The sequence below is a fragment of the Rheinheimera tangshanensis genome (assembly GCF_014645135.1).
Taxonomy (GTDB): Bacteria; Pseudomonadota; Gammaproteobacteria; order Enterobacterales; family Alteromonadaceae; genus Pararheinheimera; species Pararheinheimera tangshanensis.
On sequence record NZ_BMLH01000001.1, the window covers coordinates 63,461 to 77,550 of the forward strand.

The following is a 14,090-nucleotide window of genomic DNA, read 5'->3' on the forward strand; positions in this document are numbered from 1 at the left end:
GGCATAGTCTTGGTTAATTTTCAGGGATGAATCATGCTGCGTTGCATATTGGCATTATTGTTTGTTTTTCCGTTGCTCGTTCAGGCCGTTAGTTTTACCCAATATCCGACGACGACCAATACAAGTGGTAGTTTTACATTGGCGTGGCAAAACCCAGGAGCTGTGCAAAGTTTCCAAGTTAGGGAGCTTAAAGGTGGTGTTGCTACACGGGTCGTTGCAAGCAGTGGAACATCTGTGGTTGTCACTGGTCTTAGCAGCGGCACTTATACATATGAATTATGGATCACGGTTCGCTATTACAATAATTTGATTGCTGAGTGGGTGAAGGAAACTACCAAACAGGCAAGTATTAATGTTGTTGTGTCTGTCACTATCCCCCCTCCAGCTAAACCCACAGTGCCATCACTCAGCAATACCGGAAGCTATAGTGTCAGTTGGGATGCTGTTGCAGGGACGACCAGCTACATTCTGGAAGAACAGGCAAACGCGAATGGTTGGCAGCAGGTACAGAACTCTGCAGGGCAGAGTAAAGCTTACGCTGGAAAAGCAGCAGGAAATTACTCGTACAGAGTAAAAGCATGTAATGGAGGTAATTGCTCAGGGTATAGCGCTACCGCAGAGATTCAGGTGGTGTATCCACCAACAGAGGTACCTGTAATAACGTCATCGTCTACCCAAAGTATATTTACTTTCACAGGTGCACTTGGAGTTGGCTGGGGGGCGGTACCTTTAGCGACGCGATATGAGCTGGAGGAATTGGTAGGATCTAACTGGACGAGGAGACTCAATGCAAATCAAACTTCCGTGTCCTTGTCAGGCTACGCATTAGGTAGCTATTCATTCCGGGTCAGAGCGTGTAATGCTGGTGGTTGCAGTGGCTGGTCAGCAACAAGAACACTGACACTGTCACAGATGCCGAATATTACCGGTGCTGCTACATCACGTGGGACTGTCAGCGTAACCTGGGCCCCACCTGGGCATTCAGATTATGTCAATTTGAGAGAAAATGGCGTATTGATCGCCACGTTCAGTCCGATGTTGGACGGAAGGACAGTCACACTGACCCGTGCTGATGGTAACTATACCTATACGATGCAGGGTTGTATTCATATTGATGGAGGCACAGATAACTGTCAGTCCTACGGCCAAGCCTTTGCCGTCCAGGTGCTGAATCCGCCTGGTCAACCCGACTCTATTACTGTCCCCGCAACCTCCAATACAGGGTCTCTGGCGGTATCCTGGGGGATCGCCTCAGGAGCAGTCCATCGTTATCAGTTAATGAAACAGTTAGGCAATGGTGCTTGGCAGGAGGTCTATAGTGGAGCCGAGAGAACTGCGGCCGTTTCGGGTTTAGCCGATGGTAGTTACCTGTTTCAGGTGCGCGCATGTAATACCCTGGCGGGCAATGAAGTGTGCAGTGGGTATCGAACTTCTGGTGTTGTATTGGCTGCTCTTAAGCCTACAGCACCTGCCGGTATTACGGTCCCGCAGAATAGTGCGGCTGGAAGTTTCAGCGTTAGTTGGGGAGGCGCCAGCGGCAATGTTGTTCGCTACGAGCTGGAGCAGCGGCATAACGATGGCAGCTGGGCCCGAGTCTACAGTGGCAATGCTTTGAGCACAAACATTAGCGTAAGCGAAGATGGTCGTTATTATTTCCGGCTCAGAGCTTGTAATGCTGTGCAAAGCTTTACTAGTTGCAGTGATTACAGCTCCTCCGTCAATACTGTGGTTGCTCTTGCTCCCAGTATGCCTGGAGAGTTTTCTGAATTTCCTGCAACAAGTACATCCGGATTATTTAACCTAAGCTGGAAAAAAGCCAGTGGCAATACTGATCGGTATGAGCTGGAGCAGCAAGAAGCTGCGGGAAGTTGGATAGCTGTATATAACGGTATCTCGCCAAGCCATATTGTTTCGATTAATTCGGACGGAAATTACAGGTTCAGGGTAAGGGCATGTAATGACGAGAATGGATTTTCAGGTTGTGGCCCGTATAGTGTTTCCTCAATCACCACAGTGGCCAAAATCCCGGCAACTCCTGATGCGCCGATCCATAGTCCTACTTCTCTTGGTGAGTTGGACATCAGTTGGCAGACGTTGACTGAGTCGGATCATTACTTATTACTGGAAAGTAGTGTCAACAATGGCAGTTGGAATGCAATTGGAGCGAATCACAATGGCAGCGGACCTACATCTTTAACTCTTACAGATGGGCAATGGCAATTCAGAATAAAGGTATGTAACGGTTATACCTGGGCTTGTAGTCAATACTCTCCCGTCAGCAGTGTATCAGTGCGCAATCCACCTCTGGTTCCAACTAATTTGCAAGTACCCGAGTCAAGTGACGGTGCTTTGACGATAAGTTGGCTGGCGGCTGATGATAAGTCTACCTACTTTCAGATATTTAAACGACAGAATGGAGGCGATTGGCGAGTTGCTACGTCAGATGTTGTCGCAGAATATGCGAATATCTCAAATCTTACCGAGGGTAACTGGGAAATAGCTGTCAAAGCCTGCAATGATTTCGCCTGGGCCTGTTCGCCTTATAGCAGCCCGGTGGCACACACTGTATTTGCTGTGCCTGATTGGGTAAAAAGTTCTTTTGAACAGCCAGATCAGACTAATGCCACCAATGATACCTATATGCCCTTACAACCGAATATTGGTGCCATTCAGGCTGAAGTCGGTGTGAGCGGTGGCCAGGCGAGCTATCAGCTTGGTGTACCGCTGCCACCGGGTCGTGCAGGTATGCAGCCTCAGATCAGCATCAACTATCAATCACAGCAGAGCAATGGCGTTGTAGGCGTTGGTTTTAGCCTTGCAGGCTCAGAAGCTATATCTCGCTGCGCAGCGACAGTTGCTCAGGATGGTTTTGTGGCTAACGTCAATTATGAGGCTACAGACCGCTTATGTCTGAATGGCCAGAGGTTGGTTGCAGTGAGCGGTCGCTATGGCGCGACGGGCACTCAATACCGTACCGAAATAGACCAATTCGTTTTAGTGAAACAGTTAGGTGGTAACCTGGAACAGAGCAGTGTCTACTTTGAGGTTAGTTATCCAAATGGTCGTACAGCGTATTTTGGTTCAACATCTGAACAAGCTAAAGTGATCCATGAAGGCCGTAATGAAGCATTCAGTTGGCTGCTTAATTATGTACTGGATGCTACCGGAAAAAATGCGATTCATTACAACTATAATAATCTGAGCAACGGAGAGGTGCTGTTAAGCAGTATTTATTACACGGGCGATTCGGCCACAGTACAGGGGAATCGCTCTGTTAGATTTAGTTATGAAAGCAGACCTGATGTCATTCAGTCGTATCTTTCTGCTGGCCTTTTCATGCAGACTCAGCGTCTGAAATCGATCAGCACTTATGTTGAAACCACTCTTACAAAGCAGTTTTTGCTGACCTATAAAGCGAGCGGAGCATCAAACCGCAGCCTACTTCAATCCATTCAACAATGTGGTAGCTCTTCAGCTGAGTGCTATAAACCAACTGAGTTCAGTTGGCAGGATGCGCCAGTCCAATATGTGTTGGAAAAGCTTGCATTTGACAATCAAGCTGTTTACCAGCAGCACCGTACTATTGATAAGCTTGTGCCGCATGGCGACATTAATGGCGATGGAGTCAGAGATTGGCCCAGCCATTTCGTGTCCGCTGAAGGAACTATAACTGATGGACATAATTTTCAGCTAAACAACTGCCAGAAAAATCCTTTTACACTAAGAATGGAATGTGTAGAAGGTGACTTTGACAACAACGGTCTTACTGATGGTTGGGAGGTGAGCGGTGGTAAGTTACAACTGTTGTTGACCCAGCCGTCAATACAACAAACGATACTTAACACTGATATCAACTTACAAAGTAAGCAAGTTTATGTCCATCAACAGGACCATGTGAGGCATATTGCTGATTTCAATGGTGATGGCTGGCAAGACCTTATCATTTACCGTTATAACAATGGCTATCCGATATTGGAGCTTTACAGGCATTCTGGCAATAACACAATGCCCTACAGCTCTGCTAACAAGATGTTGCTATACACCTATGAAACAGAGTTACGTAATAGTCGGCGTATTGAAACGTCCTCAGTGCAGTTCTTAGGTGATATTGATGGAAATGGTTTGCCGGATCTGGTTGAAGCGCAAACCTATAACTTTAGTGATGGCAACGCAGCTCCCCTGCCTTTAGTCAGAAAATTCCTGCTGAATTATTCTGCATTAAACTCCATACAGTTTAACCCTAAAACTTTTGTGCCTTTTGGCGATGTGCCTATGTCGAGATATTTTAGTTACTTTATCGACATAAACGGTGATGGTCTCCAAGATTGGTTAGGTTGGGCCGATAATAACTTCACTGTGCAGTTAAGACTAAATCAAGGAGACGGAGAGTTTTCAGGATTAATTGACCTGGGCGTGACTGTGGCGACACGGCGATATAACACTAATGATGATGGTGAAGTTTCGACCACTGTGTACCCCAAGTATTTGAGCAGTTTCCGGGTTATGGATATTGACAATGATGGTAAAACTGAACTGTTAATGCCTGGCCAACGTGTTGTCACCGCTTGTACTCAAGTGAGAGAAGCTACCAACAATGGTGTGCGGGACAAAGAAGTATGTGGTGATGAAATGTACCTGCCGGTCAGAATGACGACACAATCATTCAATACATCGCCTTTGCCGACGGATCGGTTCGATGACAGTATATACCGCTATAACGCGCTTCAATTTCATATAGATGATTCTGGGCAGATTAGCGCCACCCAAACGCCTACTGATATATACGGGTCTGCCACAGAGAACTTTGTAACCGACGCCTTGGGGAAAGGTTTAACCGATATGGTGTTTGCATACGGTCCCCGCTTCCCTGAAACCCATATCGACTCTATCAGTGGAGCTATGTCTCAGTTTGGTCATCAGTATGGTGTGTATATTAACCGCAATCGTGGTAGCGCTACAGGTGCAGTTCCTTATGCCCAACCTGATGTATTAAAAAGGGTGCAAGATGGCTTTAATGTGGTACATCAATGGGATTATTTACCACTTTCCACGGCCAAGGCGACACTTAGAAACACTTTGTTAGACCTGAACAGTGCAGATATTTCTGCTGATAATTCCGCATTAGCGTTTTATTTACCTGACCGTAGCTATGTCGAAGACGGGCAACATTTTCACTTTGCTTCCAGTATGTATGCCGTGGCCCAGTTCAGCAAAACTGATGGTGTAGGGGGGGTAAACCGTACCCGGTATGCTTATCGCGGTGCTATGTACCACACTCAGGGCCGAGGGTTCAGAGGGTTCCGCGCCATTGTTGCAGAAGACAATAATACCGGACTTATCAGTCATACCGATTTTAGGCAGAAGTTTCCATTTACTGGTCAGGTGCGTGGTCAGTTTACTTTTAGTGGTGTCGATTACCCTGATGTATATCCGGCTTTTGGCTACGATGGAACAGAAGCTACACAATTATCAAATGCGCTGTCGATACAGATATTTAACTGGCAACAGAACATAGCACACGCCGACGCTATGGGCTCCAGCAACTGTAGCAGCCGATACCAACCTAAAACAGATGAAACAGATCTGGAGTGTCCTGCAGGAACTATTATCAGCTTGTATCTGGCTGGAGCAGATAGCTATCAATATGATTTGCGTACCAAGCAGCAATACAGTCATGAGAGCAGCTTTGTAAGCGATATTGATGCCTTTGGCAATGTACTGCTAACCCGCAAGGTCATAACAGATGACAGCGGAGTCTACGCCTCAGAAACTGAAGCTATTTATATGCCGCAAGTTAGCCCATGGTGGCCGCATCGTTTACAAAGCCAAACTCTGCATAGTATTCCTGTTGATCAAAAAGGTACGATACTGAGCTACAGTGCTACTCTGGATAATGCTAGCTGGGTAAAGACTACGTATAGCGACTGGCATCTGTCCGGTGCCCCACAGAAAGTAGTAATAAGCAGCAGTGACAATAGCCGTAGTCAGAGTTCTGTAACCAGCTTTAATTCGTATGGTCTGCCTGTTACAGTAACCCGTACTGCAGAGATCATGAATGCTGATGGTGTGTGGAGTAACCAGAATCGGACAGAGAAAATCAGCTATAGCAAAAATGGCACCACAGAAGCAGGTGACGGCTACTTCCCATTCAAACTGACGAACCCATTAAACCATGTCAGCTACCTGCACACTGATAGTGCTACAGGTCAGCCAATCAGCGAAATTGATGCGAATAATCTGGCTACTCATACTGCGTACGATACCTTTGGTCGACCAGTTAGTGTACAGCGCCCCGGTCAGGCTAAACAACACATCTGGTACGACAGTGTTACCCATGACAATAATGCGCCCGCAGGTGCACTATGGATGCAGGTAGTTAGTCAGACTGGCGTGCCACAGCAGCGCAGCTATTATGATCAGCTAGGTCGCGTACTGCGCAAAAGTAGCAAAGGTTTTTCCGGCGAGTGGATTAATCAGGATACTAAATATAACAATCGTGGTTTAGTCATATCTCAGAGTGAGCCTTATCAGGTAGGGAGCTCTCGTGGTGAAACCCGGTTCGCCGATTATGATCTGTTAGGACGCGCTGGCACTAAGCAACTGCCCGGAGCTCTGAGTGTTGAATACGACTACAGTGGCCTGACTACAGATATTACCGCTAACAGCAGCCTGCATATGAGCCGAAGTTATAACAGCCTGAATAAGCTGTTGCATACAGAAGATGCCAGAGGGGGTGTAACTTACTACCGTTACAATGGTTTGGGGTTGCCAATCTTACTGCAGGATGCCAACGGTGTGCAGTTGATTGCCAGCTATAACGCATTGGGGCAAAAGTTACAGGTAACAGACCCTAATCAAGGGAGTAGCAGCTACCAGTACAACGGTTTTGGTGAGTTGGAGCAAGAAACCGATGCGAACGGTATTGTCATCCGATTTGATTATGACCAGTTGGGGCGACAGACCGGGCGTATCAGCTATGATGGCAGTAGCGTAAAAGACAGAGCGATTTTTCGCTACGATACCATATTGAAAGGGATGCCTTATCAGGAAATAGCTAATGGCATAACACGCACCTATGACTACAATGGCAGCGGCCAGCTTGTTAGCAATATGCTGGCATTGGATGGTAAGAGCTTTGTAACACGTCACTTTTACGATGACAGTACTGGACAACCAACAGGTCTGCGCTATCCGAATGGATTGACAGTGCAATACAGCTACACTCCAAGCGGTTATTTGCAACAGGTCAGCAATCTGTCCAGTGGCTACATCTATCGCACAATAACCAGTCAGGACGCTTTTGGTAACAGGCTTGGCGCCAGTTTGGGTAATGGCATACACGAAGACAACCAATACAACAGCGAAACAGGCTGGGTGGAGAGATTAATAGCCTCGTCAGGTGGTATGCAGATACATGACGTGGAGTACCAGCGGTATGACGAGTATGGCAATCTTATCCAGGCACAAAACCACGTCACAGGCGCGAGCGAAAGCTACGAATACGATGAGCTGCACCGTTTAACTCATAGTACCTACAGCAATATGGGCTTTACAGTACCCATCAGCTACAGCTATGACGCGGTAGGTAACCTGCAAAGCAAAACAGACTACGCTCATACCTATCACTACGGCAATGCGAACAAAAGCTTAGGGGGCAATGCTGGAGCGAACGCGGTACGTCAGGTGGTGAAGCTGAATAACAGCACGGTGAACTTCAGTTACGATAATCAGGGTAACCTGATAGCAGGAGATGGATTAACGATTAGCTACACCAGCTTTAAACAGCCGAGTCAGATAACCCGAGGGGGCAACAGGTTCAGTTTTAGCTATGGAGCGAAGCTGGAGCGGTTAAAAGAAGTTCGCAACGGCACGACCACCTATGAAATAGACAAGCTGTACGAAGAAGAAAGCAACGGCGAGTGGCGTATCTACCTGCAAGACATCGCTATTATTAAATACGATGCGACCAACCAACACCAGATACGTTATACGCATAAAGACCGCTTAGGCAGTACGTTAACCTATAGCGACCACAACGGGCAGGTGACGGACCGCAGAATGTTTGATGCCTTTGGTAAACCGAGGACAACAGAGGGTAATAGTCTGTTCCCGGCACGACTGCAGAGCGTGAGTTTAAGCCGTAACGGTTTTACTGAGCATCGTCATTTGGATGAAGTAGAGCTTATTCATATGAACGGTCGGGCGTATGATTACAATTTGGGTAGGTTCTTGAGTGTTGACCCGATAATTCAAAGCCCAGGCAACTCACAAAGTCTTAACCCTTATTCATACATTATGAATAATCCGCTGGCTGGGACGGACCCTACGGGGTATTGCGCAGCTGAAACCGGAACACGCATAAAAAGCTGCGTTAAGGTTGATGTAAAAGACAGTGATACCGGAAAGACACTGGGAAGTACCTCCTTAAATAGCCGAAGCAGTCATTTTGCCAGTGACGTGTCCAGCTTTGCAGCCGGTAAGCTGGGCAATGGGGCGCAGATTACGGGCGTTTCTGCCTCATTCTCAAATGGTAGTACTACGGATTTGATGGGGCAAAGCAATGGCAGCGGTGCTGTTGATCAGTTGGGTGCAGCTGAGGGTAAAAAAACTCACGATGGAACTTACTTCTTTGGTGGCGCAGGGATGGATGGTAACTATATCGATGGTATGGTCTCTGCTTTTGGCGAAGCAGGAATATCTGATGTGCATGCTGTAAACCGGGATGAGTGGTCAGGAACAACTGCGGCAGATGCTCTCCTGGGCGTGCTTGCCTTAAATGAAGAGGTTGATGTTAGCGACAAATTGGCGACCATGAGAGAAAAATTCCAAGGACAGGGTGATGGAAAAGGTCAGCTTAATTTGGTTGGTTATTCCTATGGTTCACTGGTCGCTGCCCACGTCGCAATGACTCGGACGTTGCTGGGCGGTACAGTAGATAATCTTGTTCTTATTGGCTCTCCTATCACATCGTCCTTCTTAGCGACGTTACGTGATAACCCTGGAATCAGAAATGTAATTGTGCGGGATCTTGCTGCACAAGGTGACCCCATTCGGGCCGGTATGAGCGGATTTAGGGTTGTAACATCAGCCCCTCAGTTGTTCTATCAGCAGGTCACTGGGACGGGACATTTTTATTACGCCGATGGCGGTGCTGATGGTCAGTCCCGACGAAGGGATCTAGCTAGAGACTTATATAATGCGGGATTGAGGTGAGAAAAATGTGCTTAAAAAATAAGATATCTTTAGCATTATATTGGTTTGCGATTGGCTTTAGTGCTCTGAACTTTTTGGCGATTGTAGTTATTGGTTGGGAGTTCATTGTTACTGGAAAGGGAATTGGTTCGTTTGCTTTTGCGTGGTTCATGGTTTACGGGGGGATATCTATCTCTGCATGGTTAATAGCCTTCTTTATATCTCGAAGAGCGAAGCTAGACCTGTTTTATTGGGTCACTATCGCAATGCCTATAGTTATGTTCTTTGTTTTGCCAGTGAAGTTTGTTATCGAATGAAGCAATTAAGTTAAGTAAAACAAAGCCCGCACTTGCGGGCTTTGTTATGTCTGGACCTAAGCCGCCAACTCGTTGTCGTTGGACTGTTCGGCCTGTTTCGTGGTTTCTGGCTCTGCCTGTTGTTCGGCGATGTACTCACTGGCCATGGCCTCCAAACTGAGCAAAATCACCAGCACGGTGCGCAGTATGGCCCAGTGCGGAAAAACTGTGACAGCTTTTGCTCTTTGCCTACTATTTTAAGTAGCCTAGAAAGCTCATCAGCTACAGTTGTGACGCGGTAGGTAGTATGCAAAGCTTAGCTATGGAGCGACGCTGGAGCGGTTAAAAGAAGTTCGCAACGGCACGACCACCTATGAAATAGACAAGCTGTACGAAGAAGAAAGCAACGGCGAGTGGCGTATCTACCTGCAAGATATCGCTATTATTAAATACGATGCGACCAACCAACACCAGATACGTTATACGCATAAAGACCGCTTAGGCAGTACGTTAACCTATAGCGACCACAACGGGCAGGTGACGGACCGCAGAATGTTTGATGCCTTTGGTAAACCGAGGACAACAGAGGGTAATAGTCTGTTCCCGGCACGACTGCAGAGCGTGAGTTTAAGCCGTAACGGTTTTACTGAGCATCGTCATTTGGATGAAGTAGAGCTTATTCATATGAACGGCCGGGGATATGATTACAACCTCGGCAGGTTCCTCTCTGTTGACCCGATAATTCAAAGTCCAGGTAACTCACAGAGCTTGAACCCTTATTCTTACATTATGAATAACCCGTTGGCGGGGACAGATCCGAGTGGGTATGCCAGTGTAACTGGCAGTAGGATAGACCGCGAAATTAAAAAGTCAGATATTATCGGCGACAACATTACTGGGGTGGGTGGTAATGTCACGTTTAGCGGCTCATTCCAAGGTGGTGGTAATGGTGGTTCGTCTTGTAATGGCGAAGCCCCGCAAGGCCGTGTAGCTAAGCAGAGTTCTCAGGCTGTAGATATCAATAATCAGTCAAATCAGGCTTTTGAGAATGCGCTAGCCAATGGAGCTGCGTCTGACTATTTTAATCAATCATACGGACTTGGAGGTGGTAGTGGTGCAGACTCGTTGGGCTTAGCTGGGCAGTTTGTTGGATGGCATGATTCAATAAATGGCGGTGATATTAGTTATGCTGCCTCATTGGCTGGTGGTGTGCTGGAGTCATCCAAAGGCTTGAACTTGGCGCATGGAAAAGGTGCATTTCTTGCTTTGCAGGCAATGGGGCATACCATGGGAGACTATAAGTTTTCGTTTGCACCAAATGCTAGTTCTATATCCCTAGATTTGTCTTCGGCTGGAAGGGTTTTGTCTCAGGTTGCAGGTTATGGTGGATTTGGTATTTCAGCACTGGCGGCTTATGTTTCTTATGAAAAAAGCTTAATAACAAGTAACGAACTTGTTGGGAAGATTGCTGTAGATCTCACAATGTTAAGGGTTGGTAGTTCGTCATTACCCGGTTTTGTTATGGCTGCAAGCTATGGTGCTGTGGATATTTATTATCCAGCTCCTAAAGGTGTTCCTGGAGCAATATCTTTAAAGCGTGATGTCATCAACGCTCCTCAAGGCTTATCTGAACAATCAAACAAATTTAAAGTAGAAATGATGAACTTTATTGTTACGAGAAGAGAGTATGACTAGTCTATTTAAACTTCCAGGTGAGTTATTCAAGATGTATGTTATAGGTACGGTCCTCCTTGCCGGTGATAAATGGGGGAGGTATTCCGATCATGTGGCAATGTCTCAAATCGGAGTTTTTTTTGGAGTGCTTACGCTTCCCATTTCAATATTTTTGAGTAAAGAATTTATGGGGACAGTGAGTTACATGCCAATATTTATGATTATCTTAAGTTGTGGGCTAACTTTTTTTTCGAGAAAAATTGTTTCTGATGTGTTTCTAATGAAAAAGTCTGGCTTTGTGGGGGTAAATAAAAAAACTGTATTATGGGTATCCCATATCATATATGCATCTGTTTCTATTATCTGTATTCTGGCTTCTGTGGAGATTATGGATTTGTATTGATATAACTGGTTGTTATTTTTAGATAGTAAGAAAGCAGAAATTTTTATGGGATAGGTAATATCCGATGTAATTAGAAACAAAAAGGACACCCATAACCCAGCGTCCTTTTTTCTATCCAAACCGAGCAAAACCACCAGCAGGGTGAGCAGACCAAACCGGTAGAACCAATCAAGGCAAATCGGAAGAGCGGGCAATCTGGGCCGGTGCCTGCACATATATATTCTTTAGTCCTCAGGCTACAAGGCTGCAAAGTGTCTAAGAAATTCTGGTCGATTCATTTCAAATCGTTGTGTTGCGACTGATTCCACCTGCGGCTTCTTTCGGTCTATAGTAAAACCAACTCACTACACAGGATTGCTTTTATGAAAACCGGAGCCCAACTGGTGGCTGAAGCCAAAGCTAAAATTCAGGAACTGACAGTACAGCAACTTGCTGCTTTATTACAAACCAGTCAGGTGCGAATTATTGATGTGCGTGAACCTGCCGAATTTGCCACAGGTCATATTCCGACTGCAGTGAATATGCCCAGGGGCGTGTTGGAAATGCAGTTGCCACAGCATCCAGCTGTTGCTGAGCATAAAGATGCGGTCGTGGCTTTGACCGAATTAGCCGCTCAGCCTTTGTATTTAATTTGCCGCTCTGGCGCTCGTTCCGCTTTGGCAGTGGAGTCTCTGCAGCGTATGGGCTTTCGTGATTTATACTCCATAGCTGGTGGTATGCAAGCCTGGACGGATTGCGGTTTTCCAGTCCGGCAATAACAGCATATAGACCAAAGCGACCTAGACTTTAGTCGCATTCCCTTGTGGATGGTTTGACAGTTGCTTGCATAACAGAAACACTGCAAAAACCAAAATGCTGTAGAGTTGTGAATTCTATAGTTTTTCTTCTGCCATGTTGCCTTTGTCGAATGGGAAGTCGTTATGGAAAATGTTCGTGCTGCAGTGGTGTTTGTTGTGCTCTGGCTGGTAGCCCAGGTCTTGTACCTGTGGTTGGATTTTAATAGCTGGCTGTTAGTGCTGTTCAATATATTGGCTGTAGGTGGTTTTCTGTTGTGGTCCGCTCGCAGACAGCCAGTAGCAGAGCCTGTACAAGAATCCAACGCGCTGGCCGATAGCGCTCATCACATTACCGAAGCCACCTCAAAAATGGCGATAGGGGCAGCAGAAGTTTCTTTTTATATCGATGGTTTAATTAAAGATATCAAACACAGCGGTGACGACTGCAGCCAGATTGGCAACGCGGCGACAGGCTTAACTGATACCAGTGGTCAACTCACAGATAATCTACAGCAAATCAGCCATAGCATCACTCATACCGCTAACGCCTGCAGTGCAGCTGATCAGCGTTTGCAAAAAAGTGTTGATAACATCAACCAGTTAGCTAACGCAGTCAGTGATGCAGCCGCAAGGCTGGAGCAACTCAAAGGCAGTGCCGACGATATCCAGCGTATTACTGAAGTGATCACTGGTGTTGCTAATCAAACTAACTTATTGGCGTTAAACGCCGCTATTGAAGCGGCGCGGGCTGGTGAACAAGGCCGTGGTTTTGCTGTAGTCGCAGATGAAGTGCGGGCTTTAGCGGGCAAAACCTCAGAAGCAACCAAAGACATTGCAAAAATGCTGGCTGATATTCGCAGTCAAAGTGAACAAACAGCGGGCGTCATGACGCAGCTGGTGCAGTTAAGTGGTGACGTGCAGCAGGAATTACAATCTGTGGCCGCAGGTTTTAACGGTATTAATACAGAGGTGGGCCAGGTATCGGCTGCGTTGGAGCAAATAGAGCAGGTTAGTACCGGGTTAGAAAACACCAGCCAGCAACTAGGCCAGTCGATTCAGAGTATTAATAAAGCTTTGTCAGCGATAGAACATAAAGGCAGCACAGTAGCAGAGCAAGCTATTGAGTTATCGGTAGAAACTGAAAGTATTTACCGTGAACTCAGCACTGTTACCGAGCAAAGTTTCTTTAACCCTGTACTGAAAGAAGCGCAGCAAGCAGCCGCTGCAATAGCTACTTTATTTGAAAAAGCGCTGAGTGATGGCAAGCTGACAGAGCAACAATTATTTGCCGAACAATATCAGGCTATAGCCAACACCAATCCGCAAAAATTTCATACCGCTTACGATAGCTTTACCGACCAGTTTTTCCCTTTAATTCAGGAACCTATTTTGGAGCGTCACAGCAATGTGTTGTACGCTGGCGGTGTCGATCGCAAGGGCTATTTCCCGACGCATAACAAGAAATACAGTCAGGCGTTAACAGGCAACTACGAAAAAGATTTACTGCAAAACCGTACTAAACGTGTCTTTAGCGACCGCACTGGTAGCCGCTGTGGCAGCAATACCCAGCCTATGCTGCTGCAAACCTATAAACGTGACACAGGTGAAATTCTGCATGATTTGTCGGTGCCTATCATGGTCAAAGGGCGGCATTGGGGTGGATTTAGGATCGGCTTTAAAAGGGTGTGATCAGAGCATAGCAACGCTACCCTTTATTGATTGTTGGCCCCGATCAGTTTCATCATTGAT

6 protein-coding genes are annotated in these 14,090 nt (G+C 46.5%); all 6 read left to right on the top strand.

Features of this window, described 5'->3' with window-relative positions:
* The first annotated feature begins 33 nt into the window (after window positions 1-33).
* The 6 genes from IEW88_RS00280 to IEW88_RS00305 all read left to right on the top strand — a co-directional run bounded on the left by IEW88_RS00280 (window position 34) and on the right by IEW88_RS00305 (window position 14,030).
* Entirely contained in the window at window positions 34-9,213 is a 9,180-nt protein-coding gene (locus tag IEW88_RS00280) for a SpvB/TcaC N-terminal domain-containing protein (protein ID WP_188713500.1), read from the top strand.
* 5 nt (window positions 9,214-9,218) lie between these two features.
* The gene (locus IEW88_RS00285; RefSeq protein ID WP_147905576.1) at window positions 9,219-9,509 is read left to right on the top strand and encodes a hypothetical protein; all 291 of its coding nucleotides are present in this window, start codon (window positions 9,219-9,221) and stop codon (window positions 9,507-9,509) included.
* Between the two features lie 531 nt (window positions 9,510-10,040).
* The gene (locus IEW88_RS00290) at window positions 10,041-11,183 is read left to right on the top strand and encodes an RHS repeat domain-containing protein (RefSeq protein ID WP_188713501.1); all 1,143 of its coding nucleotides are present in this window, start codon (window positions 10,041-10,043) and stop codon (window positions 11,181-11,183) included.
* A complete protein-coding gene (locus IEW88_RS00295; RefSeq protein WP_147903186.1) occupies window positions 11,176-11,565 on the top strand; it encodes a hypothetical protein in 390 nt (129 codons plus the stop codon). The genes IEW88_RS00290 and IEW88_RS00295 overlap by 8 nt, the downstream gene beginning before the upstream one ends.
* Window positions 11,566-11,927: 362 nt before the next feature.
* Window positions 11,928-12,323 carry a rhodanese-like domain-containing protein gene (locus IEW88_RS00300; protein WP_147903185.1) on the top strand — a complete coding sequence of 132 codons (396 nt, stop codon included), beginning with the start codon at window positions 11,928-11,930 and terminating at the stop codon, window positions 12,321-12,323.
* Window positions 12,324-12,485: 162 nt separating this feature from the next.
* Complete coding sequence (locus tag IEW88_RS00305; protein WP_147903184.1) at window positions 12,486-14,030, top strand: methyl-accepting chemotaxis protein; 1,545 nt, start codon at window positions 12,486-12,488, stop codon at window positions 14,028-14,030.
* Window positions 14,031-14,090 lie beyond the last annotated feature (60 nt).